Consider the following 19,386-nt stretch of genomic DNA (forward strand, 5'->3'; position numbering starts at 1 on the left):
TATCACAGGTTTTTGGGCTAATTTCAAGATTTTAACACACAGAAATTTTAAAAAAATAAAATTGACTAGACCGATATGCTTTAATAATATGGAGTCAAATATCAAAAAATGTCGTAATTTATCAAAATATGATTCCATTTACATTGCAGGAGGGAAGTACAAATGGCGGATGTCTCTTATCGGCTCGGAATAGACATAGGTGGAACATTTACTGATTTATCGCTGATGAATGAAGCAACAGGGGAGCTGACTGAACTCAAGACACCTACAGTGACAGATGACCCAGCTCAAGGAATTATCAATGGGCTAAAACTTCTAAAAGAAAGAGGTGTCGATTTATCCAACATCCAATATCTCGTACACGGAATGACGATCGGTCTTAATACTTTATTGCAGAGAAAGGGAGCAGATTTAGCCCTTTTTGTAACGGAAGGTTTTCAAGACATTTTGTCATTACAGCGTTTACGTCTACCCATCCCTTATGACTTCAATTCTCGATTGCCAGAACCATTGATACCACGAAAACATGTATATCCAATCTCTGAAAGGCTCATACACGATGGTTCGATCAAAAAACCTCTCCAACTGCAGCAATTAGATGATGCTGTCCAGCAGGTCATGTCTAAAAAACTAGCAGGCATTGTCATTTCTTTTTTACATAGTTATCAAAATCCAGTTCATGAATTACAAGCTAAAGCCTATATTCATCACCATTACCCACAGTTAGAAGTTCTGACGTCTTCTGAATTATGGCCACAAATGAGGGAATATGAGCGGACAGTGATGTCTGTTGTCAATTTGTACATTCAACCAAAGGTGAAACAATATTTACAAACGTTGAAAAACCGTTTGAAAGAAGAAGGTGTACCAATTTCTCCATACATTACCCAATCAAATGGTGGTTTAATGGATGCAGAAAGTGCAGCCACTTCACCCGTTAAAACACTTTTTTCTGGCCCGGCAGCTGGTGTCATTGGTGCGGCGAGAATTGCAACATCTGCAAATGAACCCAATTTAATTACGTTTGACGTTGGTGGCACAAGTGCAGATATCTCGATCATTCAAAATGGACAGCCTACAATGGCTCAATCGAATCAGCTTTCAGGATTTCCGATCATTCTTCCATCTGTTGCAATGTATTCGATAGGGGCTGGCGGAGGTTCTGTCGCATGGCTTGATCAAGGCGGGCTTCTTAAAGCAGGACCGGAATCAGTTGGCTCGCAGCCTGGACCTGCTTCGTATGGAAAGGGAAAAAAAGCAGCATTAACCGATGCATTTCTCATATGCGGTTACCTCAATCAAGATCGGTTTGCCGGAGGACATTTACAATTGCAGCGGTCTGCAGCGGAAATAGCCTTTCAGCCAATTGCTGATCAGCTTCATAAAACGGTCGAACAGGCGGCTGACCAGTTGATTCAAGTGGCTGTTGCCAATATGTACACAGAACTAAGCAATGTCATGGAGCAGCAAGGATTTGATCCTAGAGATTTTAGTTTGCTGGCATTTGGCGGGGCAGGGCCTGTTGTTGCGAATTTCCTTGCCAGAGAAATTCATGCAAAAAATGTGGTCGTCCCTCCAAGTCCAGGGACATTATGTGCGTTAGGTGCACTTACAGCCGATTTTATCCATGATGCTGTGTTGTCTAAGAAAATCTGCTTACAAGACTATACAATTGACCAATTAAAACAAGATTATGAAATGCTTTCCCGCAAAGCAACGGATTGGTTCAGCCAGCAAAACATTCAACATATCAAACAGACGTCCATTTTGTTATTAGCAGATGCCCGTTATCAAGGACAGGCATTTGAGATTGAATTGCCATTATCGGTGGATTGGCTAAAGCAGGAACAAGACGTCTATCATCTGATTGAAGCTTTCCACAACCTGCATGAGCGTCAATATGGCCATAGAGATGATCAGGCGAACATTGAATTTACTCATTTGCGAGTTCGGGTTATAGGTGAAACGCCTCCACTGCCTGTCTCTCCTGTTGATGAAAGCAGCGGACAGCCTTTAATACCACAATCATACAGACGAATCTTTATAGAAGAAAAAGAGTACGAAGCATCTGTTTACAATCGGAGTACTTTGTCATTAGGTGCTGTTGTGCATGGACCTGCCATCATTGAGCAAGATGATACGACAACATTGATTTTGCCAAACTGGGCAGGCAGCATAGACCATTCAGGAAACTTGGTGATTTCAAGGGAGGCGGCTTTACATGGGAACTGATCCAGCAAAGCTTGAGATGATGAGGAGTTATTTTAATGCGATTGCATCAGGCATGGGACATGTCATTGAGCGGACATCCTTTACAACATTCGTAAAAGAATCGGCGGATTTTGCCACAGCATTAGCCACGCCTTCTGGAGATTTCTTTGTTTACCCAAAAACAGTCGGTGTCACGATTTTTTTAGGGCTGAGTCTCAAAAAAGCGATTGAAGAAAGCGAACCGATGCAGCCGGGTGACATTATCATCACAAATGATCCTTATACGACAGACGGTTTAGCGACTCATTTGCCAGATGTCCATATCATCAAACCCATTTTTATAGAAGATGAAATTGTCAGCTATGCCTGGTCTTTTGTTCATGTAAGTGATGTGGGAGGTCTTGTCCCTTCAAGCATTTCTCCAACTGCAACAGATGTTCATCAGGAAGGATTAAGAATTCCGCCAGTGAAAATCTATGAAGGTGGAAAAGAGAATCAGGTTGTTCGTACCTTTTTAAGAGCTAATAGCCGGGCGAGTCATTTAAATGATGGCGATATTAATGCGATGATTGCCGCTGTTAATACAGCAGAAATCAGACTAAAAGAAATGATCGAGAAATTTGGAAAAAACGAAGTGAAGCAAGGAATGATTGATCTGCTGAAGCAAGCAGAGGATCGGGCAGGAAAAGTAATTGAAGCCATCCCTGATGGAACGAGTGAATTCGCTGATTACTTGGATGATGATATGATTTCGGACGTGCCAATCCGATTAAAGATCAAGCTGACGGTCAAAGGGAAACAGCTGACACTGGACTTCTCTGAGTGTGACCCGCAAGTTAAGACAGCTTTTAATCTTGTCACCAATGGTCAAAAGCACTCCTTCTTATATCAAGGGTTGATCAATTACATCATTAGTAAAGATCCTTTTATTCCGATTAATGGTGGGATTACGTATCCGATAGACGTGATTTCACCTAAAGGAACGCTTGTCCATCCAGAATATCCGGCTTCTGTCGGTATTCGGCATTCCATTACAATGAGACTGTATAATGTCGTGCTAGGTGCTATTGGTAAGCTGTTGCCTGAAGCAGTGCCGGCGGCAGGTGCAGGTCAATCCGCTATCGTCGTTCTCTCTGTTCCTGATGATCAAACAGGAGGCAGAAAAATGTCTGTGGTCGAACCGTTAGGCGGAGGCGGCGGTGCTCAAAAAGGGACTGATGGAGTAGATGGAATTGATCATTCGTCAGGCTTTTTAAAAAATACACCTATCGAGAGCTTGGAACAGCATATTGATATTCATGTACACCGATATGAACTGCTGCCGAACACAGGTGGAGCAGGGGAACATAGAGGGGGACATGCGATTGGTTTAGAATTTGAAATGATCAAGCCAGAATCGATGGTGACGGCACGAGGAATGGAACGAATGAAGTTTCAACCTTGGGGGTTAATGGGCGGCCGAGCAGGAGCAATTGGTGAGGTGAAATTGACCAAACCAAATGGGGAGACACAAAACCAGCCGAAAATTGATGTTATGCGTCTTGAAAAAGGCGATATTGTTCAATTGGTTTCACCAAGTGGGGGAGGATGGGGGAATCCATTTGCTAGAAAGAAAGGAAAAGTCCTTCATGAAGTGGAAGCAGGGCTATTAAGTGAAGAAAGAGCACTTCAGCAATATGGCGTCAAAGTCTATCGAGATCATAACGAATGGAAAATTGATGACGAACAGACGAGCAGGCTTCGTGAAAAGATGAATGATGCTGATGCTGTCGCTTGGGATTTTGGAGAGCAAAGAGCAACTTATGAGAAAGTGTGGACGGACGAAGCCAGCAGTGAGCTTGCTGTGCAGCTTCGTTCATACCCAGCAAATGAGCGTACGCACTATAAACATGCGGTTCATTCTCATTTTAGTCATAGACAAGAACCGTTAACAAAGATGGATATTATTCAAGCACTTCATCAGTTGAATCAACAAAAAGGGGGAAACGAATTATGAAAAGAAGATTAATGATCATATTTGCAGGTGTCCTATCCGTCATGTTACTGCTGTCTGCATGCGGTGGAAATGGGCAGGACCAAAGTAAACAGCAGCAGACTGTGATCGTTGGTGTCTACGGAGGGGATTGGGAAAAGAATATTAAGCCAATCCTCGAAAAGTTTGAAAAGGATACAGGCATTAAAGTACAAACGGTCTCTGGGGCAGATTCTGAATGGTTTACAAAATTAAAAGCATCTAATGGTAAAAATCCACCGTATGATTTGCTTATTTTACAGCCTGATACGATTCAAAGAGGTATTGCGGCAAACGTTCTTGCGCCTATTGATGAAGATCAAGCGCCAAATGTGAAAAAGCTTTATCGTTCTGTTCAAAAGAAACTCACTGTTGATGGAAAACAATATGCAGCAGGCTTTAGTATGGGACAGCTTGGAATTGCTTATAGAAAAGATCTTGTCAAACAGGAGCCAAACAGCTGGACAGATTTATGGAGCGATCAGCTGAAAGGGAAAGTGGCGATTTCTTCCCCAACTTATTCAGCGGGCTTACAATTTTTCTCTGCACTTGTCCATGCTCAAGGAGGGACAGAATCAAATCCTAAGGATATTGATAAAGCATTTAAAAGCCTCGCACAATTAAAAGGGCGTGTAGCTGCTTTTCCTGATAACCCAGGGTCTATTCAAACGCTGTTAGAACGTGGTGACGTGACGGCAGTTCCATATTGGGATGGCCGATCATTTGCACTTGAAGAAGAAGGGATGGATATTGGATTCTCATATCCGAAAGAAGGTGCTGTGGCAGCAGTTGCGAGCTGGGCGTTAACAAAGGGAAGTCAGCATGAGGAAGCGGCTTATAAGCTATTAAACTACCTTAGTGGGAAAGAAGCTCAAGAAGCCTTCTCAGAAAAATCTTACTATGGCATGTCGAATTCTGATGTGAAATACGGAGACAAAATTAAGGGGAAAGTGAAGGTTGGCGAAAATTATTATAGCAAGCTGACTTGGGTAGATTACGAAACAGCGACTTCAGAGCTCGGTCAATGGACGAATCGATGGAATGAAGTATTAGGCGGAGGAAAATAGGTGATCGCATGAGTGGAATCAATTTAGAACATATCAGCCAGCATTTCGGCGAACAGATTGCTCTTGATGATGTCAGTCTTACGGTAAAAGAGGGAGAGTTTTTCTCCCTTCTTGGCCCTAGTGGCTGCGGAAAATCAACTTTACTCAATATCATTGGCGGTTTTTTAGAACCAACAAAAGGAGTCGTCTATATTGGTGATCAGGATGTGACGACTTTACCTCCTTATCAAAGGAAAACGGGGATGGTCTTTCAAAGCTATGCACTTTTCCCACATCTCACCGTATTTGATAATGTTGCATATGGGTTGAAGGTTCAAAAGAAAAAGAAGGCGGAAATCAAGCAAAAGGTGATGGAGAGCTTGTCTCTTGTTCAATTAGAGTCATTTGCCAAACGTATGCCGCACCAATTAAGTGGTGGTCAGCAGCAACGGGTCGCAATTGCACGGGCACTTGCTATCCAGCCGGCTGTTCTCCTTCTGGATGAACCACTCAGTAACCTAGATGCAAAGCTAAGAAAAAATATGCAGACGGAGCTGCGAAATATTCAACGGAATGTCGGAATTACGACTATTCTTGTGACGCATGATCAGGAGGAAGCCTTAAGTCTTTCCGACCGAATTGGGATATTAGGTGAGGGGAAAATTCAGCAGATTGGGACACCTTTAGAAGTATATCGTCAGCCAAATAATCGTTTTGTTGCTGAATTTATCGGACAGGTCAATCTATTTGAAGCGGAGTATGATGAAGTTACTTCCACATACACTGTTCCACATTTCACTCAATCAAACGGGAAGCAAGTTCAGCTAAAAGCCGCATTTAAAGAGAAGAGCGAGAAGCGTTTACTCATGCTGCGTCCTGAGAGAATCAAGTTATCTTCTGGCGGGGAGGAAGTTCAGCCAAATCATGTCACAGGAATGTTGGCAGATGTCAGTTATATTGGGCACTCTTTACGTTTGGTCGTTGGACTTGATCAAGGTGAAATCATTGTCCATGCATCAGACGCAGCATTTCCCGAGCTGCCTCAAGTTGGAGAAACTGTGCATATTCATTGGCAGCCTGAAGATATTGTTTTCTTAGATTCGAAGGTGCATGCGTGATGCGAATCAAAAAAAAGAATCAGCGCTTTCATTGGTTTATGCTGCTGCCAGCTTGTTTGTTTCTAGTTGTATTCCTTCTTGCTCCGCTTGTGATGATGTTTGTCCTCAGTTTTCGTGATGTGGATTCGATGATGAATACGTTACAATCCTATAGTTTGTCTCAATATTTACATGTATTTACGACAGATGCATATGTGAAAGCAATTGGAAGTACTGTGTGGGTGGCCTTACAGACAACGGTGATTTGTTTATTGATGGCATATCCTACAGCTTATGTGCTAGTGAAAGCACCTCATCCAAGATTGCGGGCTTTTTTCTATATCTTACTTGTATCGCCGCTTTTGACGAGTGTCGTCATTCGGACATTTGCATGGATCGTTCTTCTTTCGCAAAATGGCTTGATCAATGGTATGCTGATCGATTTACATCTGATTGAGAAACCGCTATCGATGCTGTGGAATATGAATGCGGTCATTATTGCTTATGTTCAAGTGATGCTGCCTTTTGCAGTGCTGCCTATTGCAACGAGCTTAACTGATATGGACCGTCACTTAAGACCGGCTTCTATGAGTCTTGGTGCTGGGCGTATACGGACATTTTTTCATGTGACCTTGCCGCTTACGATTCCAGGCATGATCACCGGAGCAATTATTGTCTTCTCACTTGCAGCAGGAAGTTATATTACTCCTCTGCTAGTCGGCGGACGGATGCAGCCGCTCTTGCCACTGTCCATTTATCAGCAGGTCATGCAGGTGTATAATTTGCCTCTTGCCGCTGCGATGTCCTTTACTTTATTGATTTGTGTGCTAGCGGTCGTCAGTCTATTAAGCTATCTATTGAAGCGATGGGAGGCGAGGATGCATGCGTAAAAAATCAATAAGTGACCGTTTGCTTTCGGTTCTGATATGGACCGCAGGCTCACTCGTTTATCTCTTTTTAACCGTACCTGTTCTTGTCATTGTTCTTTCTGCTTTTAGCCCGAATGCCTTTCCTGAATTCCCGCCGACTTCATTTTCCGTTCGTTGGTTTCATGAGGTCGTGTCGAATCCAGAATGGATGGAATCTTTGCGTATCAGCGTGATTCTGTTATTGATTGTGACGCCGCTTACTGTTCTTTTAGGAACGATGGCTTCTTATGCTTTAGCAAGGCTTTCCTTTAAGGGAAAGGAAGCTGTTCAAGCCTTTATTTTGTCACCTCTTATGATTCCTCAGGTGGTATTAGGGATTGCGATGCTGTATTTGTTTACGGCTATGGGTTTTACAGGGTCTTTGTGGGCATTAGTCATTGGACATGTCATCATTGGTTTTCCTTATGTGGTACGAACCGTGGGTGTCAGTGTTTCAAATCTTGATCCACGTCTTGAGCTAGCTTCCATGAATCTTGGTGCAGGGCCCATACGTACTTTCTTTCGTGTGACACTGCCCTTGATCAAGCCGGGCATTATCGCAGGTGGGGTGTTTTCTGCTGTGACATCATTTGGTGAAATCTCGATTAGTTTGTTCGTTTCTTCACCTCAAACCATTACGATTCCCGTGAGGACGTTTAATTACATTGAGCAAACTTTTGATCCGAGTGTCAATGCGATATCTGTCATATTTATTATCATTTCTATCATTGCGTTGCTCATTATTGAGAAAACGATTGGTCTGTCTAAGGTGATGTAAATATAATGAAGAAACAAGGAGCTGTCATTTGAAATGACAGCTCTTTTTGTATTGTTTTTTATGGTAAAAATATTCAAAGTTTTAGGGAATATAGTTCTTAAGATTTAAGAAAATGCGAGGCATGATAGGAGACCTCTCTCCTACATTTTCGGTCATATTTGCAAAATTTAAGGAAAAACATGAAATTTTTGCGGTAATTGGTCATTTATTTTCGGTGGAACGCAACTATTATTAGTTATTTTCGGTAAATATCGTAAATTATGATGTGATCCCTTCGGCATAACGCATGAATCTTTACACCCATTTTTCGGTGAAAAAAACAATAATTTCATATAAAGTGGACGTAAATAGAAAATATCTAAAAGAAAAGAAGAAAAAGGCAAATCTATGGAAACATAGAGACGCAAAGCCATGTCCTAAGGTAAAAGTTTCTTTTTTACTATGGTCGGCAGGTTACCGAATCAAAATGGGAGTCCCTCCGTTTTATTCGGGGTGGGCTCCTTTTCTGTTATTCCGTCTATTTTAATGAAATAGACTTGGTTCTTTTGATATAGAGGGTGCAGGGTATCACATTTGGTGGAGAAAACATAGAAGAGCGGAGGATAAGAATGAGTACAGTTTATTACCCCTTAACACATGCGCAAAAGCGAGTATTCTACACGGAAAGATTTTATCCAGGCACAAGTATTTCTAATTTGGGTGGGTTTGCCAAGTTAAGATCGGTATCAGGTCTAAATCCTTCTTTGATCGTTGATGTGCTTCAAGCGTACATTCGTGAAACTGATTCTCTTCGTTTAAGGCTGGTGTATCAACATGAGCAGGAGGAGCCCGTTCAATATATCAAGCCATATGAAAAACAGCCGATTCGTTTGGTGAAAGGATGGAGTGAAAAGGAAGTCAGGGCGTGGGCGAACGAGGAGATTCGTGAGCCGATGGAACTGATTGGCCGTTCCTTAATCGAATTTACGGTCTTTCAAATCAGTGATCAAGAGTGCTGGCTGTTCTGTAAAGCGCATCATATTGTGGCTGATGGTATTTCAATTATCTTGATGGGAAACCGAATCATTGATCTATACCATGACATGCTGCAGGGGACAGACATCTCCCCAATTGAAGACATTTCCTTCGTTGATCACATCATGAGTGAGCAAACGTATGAATCTTCTAAACGTTTTCAGAAAGACCAAGCTTTTTGGAACGAGCAATTTGCCAATATTCCAGGTTTCGCTTCTTTAACACCGCATAAAGGTTACGAGATGAGTTTACATGCGGAGAGATTTTCAGGGGATATTCCAGATGCTTTAAAGGAGAAGCTTCGCGTTTTTTGTGAAGAAGAGAAAGTCAGTATGCTTTCTATGTTTATGTCCGCTGTCTATATTTACTTGCACCGATTTAGCGGCATGGAGGATGTGGTCCTTGGCACTTTTATGGGCAATCGGACAAATGCAAAGGAAAAAAAGATGATTGGGATGTTTGTGTCGACCATTCCGATGCGCGCATCTGTGCAAGGATCCCTCACGTTTCTTGATTTCGTGAAGAAGGTCATGGCGGATCAGATGAAGATCTTGCGTCATCAAAAATATCCTTACAATGTGCTCATGAATGATTTAAGGGAAAGAGATGGATTTACAGGACGCCTGTTTGATATTTCTTTAGAGTATCAGGTCATGCAGTGGCAGAAAAAAGAGAATCTTTCGTTCATTACGGAGCCGATTTTTAGTGGAAGCGGAATGAATGATATATCGATTCATGTGAAAGACCGCTGGGATACAGATACATTGACCATTGATTTGGATTACCGTACAGATCTATTTAGTAAAGACGATATGAGTAAGCTGTTTGATCGATTGATGATTTTGCTGGAGGCGGCAGTCTCTCAGCCAGATCAGCTGATTGGGGCTCTCTCTTTACTGCCAGCAGATGAACAAAAGCAGCTGCTTCAATTATCTAAGGGAGAAGCATTTGATTTACCAGGAGCGAAACCAGTTCACCACTTATTTGATGAGGCAGCTAAAAAGTATTCAGAACGGGCAGCTGTGGTAGCGGAAAATGGAACGTTCACTTATGGAGAGCTGTATCAAAAAGCGGACAAACTGGCACGGTTTTTACAGATGAAAGGTGTCTCGTGTGATGTACCAGTTGCCGTTTTAATGGAACGGACGGCAGATACGATGATTGCCATTTTTGGGATATTAAAAGCTGGCGGTGCATATGTACCGATCGATCCGGCATTACCTGAGGAACGCATTCAATTTATTGTAGAAGATTCTGGTGCTTCTATCGTTTTAACAGAAGAATCGTTTGTTCAGCGATATTCATCCATTGCGGAAAAAATGGTTGTCCAGCAGCATATGGAATTAGAAGATCGTCCGCTGCCTGAGCTGATCGATCAGACGACATCACAGGATTTGGCTTATCTCATTTATACATCGGGTACGACTGGAAAGCCGAAGGGAGTGATGATCGAGCATCTTCAGCTGCATCATTTGGTTCATGCTCTGCATCACGAAGTGTATGAGGGGGCAAATCAGCTTCAAGTGGCGCTTCTTGCACCATTCCATTTCGATGCATCTGTTAAACAAATCTTTGCTGCTCTTTTATTTGGACATACGCTTCATATTGTGCCAAGAGAAACGACACGAAACGGTGTACAGCTAGCGACTTATTACAAAGAACATCAAATCAAAGCAACAGATGGAACGCCAGCACATGTGCAGCTTTTACTTGCAGCGGATTTGGATGGGCTTGCACTGACTCACATGCTAATTGGGGGAGAAGCACTCCCTGCGAAAGCAGCGCAGGCGCTGATTGAAGCTGTGCGTGTCAGCCAGCCCGATTTTGCCTTGTGGAATGTGTATGGTCCGACAGAAACGTGTGTGGATGCGGCGGTTCACCGTCTAGATCTCAGTGAGATGCAGAAGTCACCAGAACAGCGATATGTGTCAATTGGAAAGCCACTGGGCCATCACCGGATTTATATTTTAAATGAACATGAACAACTACAGGTGCAGGGAGCTGTGGGAGAACTATGCATTGCGGGAATAGGAGTGGGACGGGGCTATGTGAATCAGCCTGAATTAACGGAGAAGGCATTCAGACCAGATCCATTTTTCTCTGAAGACCGGATGTATCGCACAGGTGATGTAGTGAGATGGCTTCCAGACGGCACTATTGATTACCTTGGAAGAATAGATGACCAAGTAAAAATAAGAGGTTACCGCATCGAAACAGGTGAAATTGAGGCAGTCATGGAGCAGGTAGACGGAGTCGATCAGGCTGTCGTGCTTGTCGTGGATGAACCGGACGGTGGAAAGGCTTTAAGTGCTTACTATCAAGCACGACAAGAATTTCTTTCCGTGGACACCCTGCAAGCCGCTATCAAACATCAGCTGCCAGCTTATATGATGCCGCTTTATTTCAAGCAGCTTGAGGCATTTCCACTGACAGTTAGCGGGAAAGTCGACCGGCGTGCGCTTGCTGCATTAAAAGGAGACAAGGCTGTCAGTGCTGTTTATGTAGCGCCTAGAAACGATGTAGAAACGAAGCTTGTTCGTTTGTGGGAAGACGTTCTTCATCAAGAGAACATAGGTGTGTACGACTCATTCTTTGACATAGGCGGGCATTCACTCAAAGCGATGAAAGTTCTTACACTCGTTCAGCGGGCTTTTCAAGTGGAGGTCCCTTTATCTGTTTTATTTGAACAGCAAACGATTGCAGCACTTGCTGTTTATATTGAACAAGCGGAAAAGTCTTCACAAGTGGTCATACCGAAAGCACCGACTGCCGCCGATTATCCACTGTCACCAGCGCAGCAGCGTGTTTATATGGTGACTCAGCTGGAGCAGAGCATCGCCTATCATATGCCTGCCGTTGTGAAATTAAGAGGAACGCTGCAACGAGAGAAGTTGGAGGGAGCTTTTGAAAAACTGATCGCACGTCATGATATGCTGCGAACTTCTTTTCATACAGTCAAAGGAGTCCCTCGTCAGCGGGTAGCTTCATCCGTTCCATTTCAAATAGAACAGGTGACAGGCAGCACGATGGAAGAGAACATGCGTCAATTTGTCCGACCTTTTCATCTTGAGCAGGCTCCGCTTTTGCGTGTTGGGCTACAGTCTTTACATGATCAGGAGCATCTTCTCTATTTCGATATGCATCATCTGATTTCAGATGGTCTTTCAATTGATTTGATGCTGGGTGAGCTGTCTGACGCATATGAGGGATTAGTGAAAGCGCCATTGAAGCTTCAATATCAAGATTATGCTGTTTGGCAAGAACAACAGGCAGAGCAAGGCGGTCAAATAGATGAAGCATTCTGGCTGAAAGAATTTTCAGGAGATATCCCTGCTTTGCAGCTGCTAACGGATTATCAGCGTCCGGCTGTGCAGTCTTTCGCTGGAGATCGCGTTCTCAGGGACATCGATGAGACGTTAACAGGCCGTTTGCAGGAGCTTGCAGCGAATCATCATACGACGCTGTATACCGTGTTGCTTTCTGCTTACTATACATTGCTTGCGAAATACACAGGTCAAAAGGAGTTTGTGGTGGGGACGCCAACAGCAGGCCGGGTGCATGCAGATTTGAATGACATGATCGGCATGTTTGTCCAAACACTTGCTTTACGTTCAGAGGTAGATCCGAACGGTTCAATGACACAGTTGATTGAGCAAGTAAAGGAAAAGACGATGAGGGCGTTTGAGCATCAGCAATATCCATTCGAGCGGCTGCTTGAAAAGCTAAATGTGCAAAGAGATTTTAGCCGTCATCCATTATTTGATACGGTCTTTACTCTAACGCCAGATCATTCAACAGCCCAGCATATTGGAGAGATGAAAGTCGAAGTTGAGGAAACCAATTTCCATATTGCGAAGTTTGATCTCACACTTCAAGCGACGGAGTCAAGTCATGGTCTTTCCTTTGTTCTCGATTACAGTACGGCGTTATTTAAACGAAGTACAGCCGAGCAGATGCTCAAGCATTATGTTTATCTTCTGGAGCAGATGGTCGAAGTACCGGAGCAAGCGATTCAATCATACCGCTTACTGTCTGAACAAGAGGCAGCTGCTCAATTGAAGATGTGGAACCCGTTACCTACGCCTTATCCTGCGGAAGAAACCATTGTGACGCAATTTGAATCACAAGTACAGCAGCATGGTCATCAGCCTGCTTTGCAATGTAAAGATGAGGTTCTTTCTTATCAAGAGCTGAATCGCAGAGTGAACCAGCTGGCTCATTATTTACACGAACATGGTTTTGAAAAAGGGATGAAAGCGGCTTTATTCTTTGAACGTTCTAATGAGATGGTGCTGTCCGTTTTAGCTGTGCTAAAGGCTGGCGGTGTCTATGTGCCAATTGATCCTGACTTCCCTGATGAACGTATCAAGCACTTTTTGACAGATAGTGGTGCACAGTTTGTCCTGACCCATCAGGTGCTGCGTCATCGTTCTGTGCTTACTGCGTTTGAAGGGAAAATCATAGAAACAGAAGATCAAGCCGTTGATCAGCAGTCAGAGAGCAATCCAGTTGTATGTGTTTCGCCTTTGGACTTGGCGAATTTGACCTACACATCTGGTACGACAGGCAAACCTAAAGGGAACATGGTGACGCATCGGAACATTTTGAGAACAGTGAAGCAGTCGAATTATCTCACCATTCATCATGAAGACACGGTGATGAGCCTTTCAAACTATGTATTCGATGCATTTATGTTTGATGTGTTTGGTGCTTTATTGAACGGAGCGAAACTCATTGTTTTGCCAAAGGATCAGATTTTAAATATGAATGAGCTTTCTGGCGCGATTGAGAAGGAAAAAGTCAGTATTTTAATGATCACGACCGCTCTATTTCACTTACTGATTGATATGAAAAAAGGCAGCCTGAAAAACGTCAGAAAAGTGCTGTTTGGCGGGGAACGTGCTTCTGTGCCGCATGTTGTGGCAGCCCTTGAAACGGTTGGAGAAGACAAACTTATTCATATGTATGGACCTTCTGAAAGCACGATTTTCACAACGTATTATCCGGTGAATCACATTGAAGAACAAGCACTGTCGATTCCGATCGGAAAGCCGGTGAGTCAAACGGCTGTTTATATTGTCGATGAGTTTGGACATGTGCAGCCGCCGGGAGTAGCTGGAGAGCTTTGTGTCGCAGGTGACGGACTGGTCAAGGGGTATTATCACCAACCAGAGTTAACGAGCGAAAAGTTTGTTGAAAATCCTTTCCGACCTGGTGAAGTCATGTACAAAACGGGCGATCTCGCACGATGGCTGTCAAATGGAGATATTGAATTCATTGGGCGAATCGATCATCAAGTCAAGATTCGAGGGCAACGTATTGAGCTTGGCGAAATTGAACACCAGCTATTGCAGCATCCGCAAGTGAAGGAAGCCGTTGTCATTGCGATATCAAATGATACATTGTGTGCATATTTCACAGCAGAAGGTGCTGTTCCGCTGTCGGATTTACGTGAGCAAGCAGGACGAGAACTCCCTGTTTATATGATGCCAGCTTTCTTCATGCAATTAGACGAGCTGCCACTAACGGGGAATGGCAAGGTAGACAGACGGGCATTACCGGTACCTGATGTAAGTGAGCAGGCGGCAAATGAATACGTCCCTCCTCAATCAGATACAGAGCGTATATTGGCACACATTTGGGAGGAAGTTCTTGAGGTGCCGAAAATCGGCAGACATGATCATTTCTTTGAATGCGGTGGTCATTCACTGCGCGGCATGAAAATGCTGAACAGGCTCTATGAAGAGATGCATGTGGAATGTACTTTGAAAACATTATTTGAATCACCCACTTTAGAGGCGTTTGCCCTTGCGGTGGATCAAACAGATCGAACTGAAATCAGGCGAGTGGAAAAAGCGGAAGAAGCGGCTTTTTATCCTGTGACATCTGCTCAGAAAAGATTGTTTGTTCTGCAAAAAATGACAGATGCCGAGCAGAGCTATCATATGCCAGCTGCTTTAAAGCTTGAAGGTGTATTTGATGAAAAACGATTTAAAACAGCCATTGACCAGCTTGTTCATCGTCATGAAGCATTCCGTACGAGCTTTGACTTCGTTCAAGGTGAACCTGTTCAGCGAATTGAAACGAATGTTTCTGTGAACATTGAAAACATCGAAGGGAACGGAAGAGACATTCAGCAATTAATGAATGATTTTATTCGTCCATTTGATATAGAAAAAGCGCCGCTGCTTAGAGTGGGGCTTGTGTCTGAATCGGAGAGTGTTCATTATTTGTTGATTGATATGCACCACATCATTTCAGATGGTGCGTCTGTCGGTATTTTAATTGATGAGCTATCGATCTTGTATCGAGGAGACGAACTTGATGAATTGCCTATTCAATATAAGGACTATGCGGTTTGGTCAAACAGTGAAGAATCTCTTGTGAAAAAAGCGGAAGAAGCGGCGTTTTGGTTGGAACAATTACAAGGAGAACTGCCTGTTTTGGCGCTGCCTGAGGATCTTCCGAGACCAATGGTTCAGACGTTTGAAGGGGACCGCGTCGAATTCTCTATAGACGGTGCGCTTAAAGCGCAATTGGATGAGTTGGTTAGATCACTCAACAGTACAACGTATACAGTGCTGCTTGCTTGCTACAGTACGCTTTTAAGCAAGCTTTCGAGACAAGAAGACATCATGATCGGTTCTCCAGTGGTGGGCAGAACCCATCCTGATATTCAATCAGTCATCGGCATGTTTGTGAATACGCTGGCACTCAGAACAAAACCAGAAGGACATCAGACATTTTCTCAATTTGCGTCAACAGTTCATGAGCTTGTGTTAGAGGCAAATGAACACCAGCTTTACCCATTTGAAGAACTGGTGGACCAAGTGCAAACAGTTCGCGACACAAGCCGCCATCCAATCTTTGATGTGGTGTTTTCGATGGAAAATGCAGATATTCGTGACCTGTCGATGGATGGACTTGATATCATTCCACAGCCGTTCAATGAGAACATAGCAAAATTTGACTTGACCTTAACTGGAAACGAATCTGACGATCAAATCGAGCTTGTGTTTGATTATAATTCTTCTATCTTTGAACGGTCGTCGATTGAGAAGTGGAAGGAGTATTTCCTTTACCTGATAGAACAAATGGTGTCAGCACCAGATCAATTATTAGATCAGATGCAATTATTATCACCAGCGCAGCAGCAAAAACTGCTTGATGATTGGTCGGGCCCTTATCTAAATGTCCCGACAGATCAAACGGTTCATGCATTGATTGAGGCGAAGTCACAAGAAGTACCTCATCAAAAAGTCGCAACTTTCTGCGGCACAAGCTGGACGTATGAAGAACTGAACAACCGGGCGAATACAGTCGCCGCAAGACTTATGTCCAGTGGCACAAAACCGGGAGACCGCATCGGCATTCTCACGCGTCCATCGCTTGAGATGACAGCCGCTGTTCTCGGAGTTCTCAAGGCAGGTGCGGCATTTGTGCCGATTGATGCTGATTATCCAGCGCAGCGCATTGCCTACATGCTGGAAGATTGCGGGGCAGAGGTCCTTCTGATTCAGAATGGGCTCACTGCACCACCTTCATTCACAGGCCATACCCTCTTCATAGAAGAGGCAGTAGAAGGAGAAGCACACGAGATTCAGGTTCCTATCAAACCAACAGATCTCGCTTATATGATTTACACATCTGGAACGACTGGACAGCCGAAGGGTGTCATGGTCGAGCACCAGTCCCTTGTCAATCTGGCCTACTGGCACAATGATGCTTTCCAGGTGACGAAACAAGACCGAACCGCCAAATATGCCGGCTTTGGCTTTGATGCCTCCATTTGGGAGATGTTCCCGACATGGATGGCCGGCGCAGAGCTCCATATCATCGACGAAGCGATTCGCCTCGATATGATCAAGCTCAATACGTATTTCAATGACGAAGGCATCACCATTGCGTTCCTGCCAACACAGCTATGTGAGCAGTTTATGTCGATGGACAATCATTCTCTCCGTTACTTACTGACAGGCGGGGACAAGCTAAAACAGGTGAAGCCTGTTCCATACAAACTCGTCAATAACTACGGCCCAACAGAAAATACGGTCGTGGCGACAAGCGGGATCATTGATCCAGATCAAGGCACGCTTCCTATCGGAACAGCGATTGCCAATACTCGTTTTTACATTATGGGTTCGTTATATGACCTCTCGCCGCAAGGCGTACCGGGTGAGCTCGTGATTGCGGGGAAAGGACTGGCAAGAGGCTACTGGAATCTCCCAGAGGAAACGGACAAACGGTTTGTCCCAGATCCATTTTATCCTGGAGAGCGCATGTATCGTACAGGCGACTTGGTGAAATGGACAGAGGATGGCGACCTGATCTATCTCGGTAGAAAAGACCATCAAGTGAACATCCGCGGATTCCGGATTGAGCTGTCAGAAATTGAAGCACAGCTCCTTGCGCTAAATGAAGTGAAAGAAGCCGTCGTGACAACGGTCAAAGACGCAAGTGATCAAGACGCTCTTGTCGCTTACGTCATCACAGATAAAGAAGGGGCCACTTTGAAAGAAAGCCTAAAGCGCACCTTGCCTGACTATATGGTGCCATCATGGATCATCAAGCTAGACCAACTGCCGATGACGGCAAATGGCAAAGTGAATCTCAAAGCACTGCCAGCACCTGATATGGAAGCGAATCAAACAGCATACGAAGCGCCAAGAGATGAAGTGGAAGCACTGCTTTGCGGCATTTGGGAAGATGTGCTTGGCGTCAGCCAAGTTGGTATTCACGACCACTTCTTCTTCCTTGGCGGAGATTCGATTAAAGGCATCCAAATGGCAAGCAGACTCACGCAAGAAGGCTGGAAGCTCGATATGAAGCTTCTTTTCCAGTACCCAACGATTGCGGAGCTTCGCCCATATATCGAAGAAGCGGATCTTCTCACAGCCGATCAATCACCTGTCGAAGGAGAGGTTATTTTAACACCAATTCAGCGCTGGTTCTTTGAACGGAACTTCAGCAGCCAACATCATTGGAATCAGTCCGTTATGCTCCATGCGGCAAATGGTTTGGATGAAGTGCTTGTCAAACAAGTGCTCGAGCAGATGATGACCCATCATGATGCTTTGCGATTGGTTTATCCGATAGAAGAAGGACGCATCATCCAGCGTCATCGTGGAGTAGACGAAAACGATGTAGCGGTGGACGTGATAGAAGTACAAGGAGAACGACCACAGCAAATCCAGCAGGTAGAAAAGCTGGCAAATGAAGTGCAGGCGAGTATTTCTTTAACAGAGGGACCATTAGTCAAACCTGCGATTTTCCGTACGGATCATGGAGATCACTTATTGCTCGTTGTACATCATCTTGTCATTGATGGTGTGTCATGGCGTATTCTCCTTGAAGACTTCATGGCTCTTTATGAGCAGGCGAAGCGTGGGGAGGAGCTGACACTTCCTGAAAAAACACATTCATTCCAAGCATATGCCCAGAAGTTGACGGAATATGCAGTGTCAGATGAGCTGCTGGCAGAAAGAGACTATTGGAAAAAGGTACTTGGGCATTTAACTGCACCTCTGCAAAAGGATCATGTTACAGAGGATCAAAGAATGCTGCATACAAAAACCATTCGCTTTACGCTGTCTGAGGAAGAAACAAGCAGCCTACTGACAGAAATACATGAGGCGTACCACACGGAAATCAATGATATTTTGCTAACCGCTTTAGGATTGACCCTGAAAGAGTGGACGGGAGAAGACAGACACTTTATTCACCTTGAAGGACATGGAAGGGAAGACATCCTTCCGGCGGTCAATGTGTCGCGGACCATCGGCTGGTTTACGAGCATGTATCCTGTGCTGCTTGATTTGTCGCGTGCGGAGGATCTTTCGTATCAAATCAAGCTTTTGAAAGAAGAGCTCAGACACATTCCGAACAAGGGAATCGGCTATGGCATTTTAAAATACTTAACGCCTGACAAAATGAAGGACGGTATCGCATTTGATGTCACGCCAGATATCAGCTTTAACTATCTTGGTCAGTTTGATGAACAGATTGGCGGGGGTGAACTAAGTCGATCCACTTGGCAGGCAGGTCAATCATTAAGTCCAGAATCAGAGAAACCTCATGCATTAGATATTGTTGGTTTCGTAGAACAGGGCTTGTTCCATATGACGATTTCATATCACCAGCTTGAATTCGAAGAGCAAACGATGGAGCAGTTCAAGGACCTTTTAGAAAAGAACGTGAAGGCACTCATCTCACATTGTGTATCACAAGATGAAGCGCAAATTACGCCTAGTGATGTAGGAGACGATGACCTGACCATGGATGAACTTGAAAAGCTAATGGATATATTTTAAGCAAACGAAGA

General features: G+C 44.0%; 7 protein-coding genes and 1 riboswitch. All 7 genes read left to right on the forward strand.

Going from position 1 to position 19,386, the window contains the following annotated elements; all coding sequences use genetic code 11:
• Nucleotides 1-162 precede the first annotated feature (162 nt).
• The 7 genes from MHH31_RS01960 (at nt 163) to MHH31_RS01990 (ending at nt 19,375) form a co-directional block, all read left to right on the forward strand.
• Nucleotides 163-2,232 carry a hydantoinase/oxoprolinase family protein gene (locus tag MHH31_RS01960; RefSeq protein ID WP_342495199.1) on the forward strand — a complete coding sequence of 690 codons (2,070 nt, stop codon included), beginning with the start codon at nt 163-165 and terminating at the stop codon, nt 2,230-2,232.
• Nucleotides 2,222-4,207, forward strand: coding sequence for a hydantoinase B/oxoprolinase family protein (locus tag MHH31_RS01965; RefSeq protein ID WP_342495200.1), 1,986 nt, complete (start codon nt 2,222-2,224; stop codon nt 4,205-4,207). The genes MHH31_RS01960 and MHH31_RS01965 overlap by 11 nt, the downstream gene beginning before the upstream one ends.
• Nucleotides 4,204-5,289 (forward strand): ABC transporter substrate-binding protein, encoded by a 1,086-nt coding sequence (locus tag MHH31_RS01970; protein ID WP_342495201.1) that lies wholly within the window; start codon nt 4,204-4,206, stop codon nt 5,287-5,289. The genes MHH31_RS01965 and MHH31_RS01970 overlap by 4 nt, the downstream gene beginning before the upstream one ends.
• A gap of 8 nt (nt 5,290-5,297) precedes the next feature.
• Nucleotides 5,298-6,386 (forward strand): ABC transporter ATP-binding protein, encoded by a 1,089-nt coding sequence (locus MHH31_RS01975; protein ID WP_342495202.1) that lies wholly within the window; start codon nt 5,298-5,300, stop codon nt 6,384-6,386.
• Nucleotides 6,386-7,255, forward strand: a complete 870-nt coding sequence (locus MHH31_RS01980; RefSeq protein WP_342495203.1) for an ABC transporter permease — start codon at nt 6,386-6,388, stop codon at nt 7,253-7,255. The genes MHH31_RS01975 and MHH31_RS01980 overlap by 1 nt, the downstream gene beginning before the upstream one ends.
• Complete coding sequence (locus MHH31_RS01985; RefSeq protein WP_008347828.1) at nt 7,248-8,051, forward strand: ABC transporter permease; 804 nt, start codon at nt 7,248-7,250, stop codon at nt 8,049-8,051. Before MHH31_RS01980 ends, MHH31_RS01985 begins: the two co-directional genes overlap by 8 nt.
• Before the next feature lie 368 nt (nt 8,052-8,419).
• Nucleotides 8,420-8,512, forward strand: a riboswitch (cyclic di-GMP riboswitch).
• Nucleotides 8,513-8,659: 147 nt separating this feature from the next.
• Complete coding sequence (locus MHH31_RS01990) at nt 8,660-19,375, forward strand: amino acid adenylation domain-containing protein (protein WP_342495204.1); 10,716 nt, start codon at nt 8,660-8,662, stop codon at nt 19,373-19,375.
• The last annotated feature ends 11 nt before the right edge of the window (nt 19,376-19,386 follow it).

Origin of the sequence: Bacillus sp. FSL K6-1033 (assembly GCF_038630765.1) — a bacterium.
Taxonomy (GTDB): Bacteria; Bacillota; Bacilli; order Bacillales; family Bacillaceae; genus Bacillus; species Bacillus altitudinis.

What these genes read in the sequence shown, in the direction of transcription:
- MHH31_RS01975 (WP_342495202.1), top strand. Translation starts at nt 5,298, where the DNA reads ATGAGTGGAATCAATTTAGAACATATCAGCCAGCATTTCGGCGAACAG.
- MHH31_RS01970 (WP_342495201.1), top strand. Translation starts at nt 4,204, where the DNA reads ATGAAAAGAAGATTAATGATCATATTTGCAGGTGTCCTATCCGTCATG.
- MHH31_RS01985 (WP_008347828.1), top strand. Translation starts at nt 7,248, where the DNA reads ATGCGTAAAAAATCAATAAGTGACCGTTTGCTTTCGGTTCTGATATGG.
- MHH31_RS01980 (WP_342495203.1), top strand. Translation starts at nt 6,386, where the DNA reads ATGCGAATCAAAAAAAAGAATCAGCGCTTTCATTGGTTTATGCTGCTG.
- MHH31_RS01960 (WP_342495199.1), top strand. Translation starts at nt 163, where the DNA reads ATGGCGGATGTCTCTTATCGGCTCGGAATAGACATAGGTGGAACATTT.
- MHH31_RS01990 (WP_342495204.1), top strand. Translation starts at nt 8,660, where the DNA reads ATGAGTACAGTTTATTACCCCTTAACACATGCGCAAAAGCGAGTATTC.
- MHH31_RS01965 (WP_342495200.1), top strand. Translation starts at nt 2,222, where the DNA reads ATGGGAACTGATCCAGCAAAGCTTGAGATGATGAGGAGTTATTTTAAT.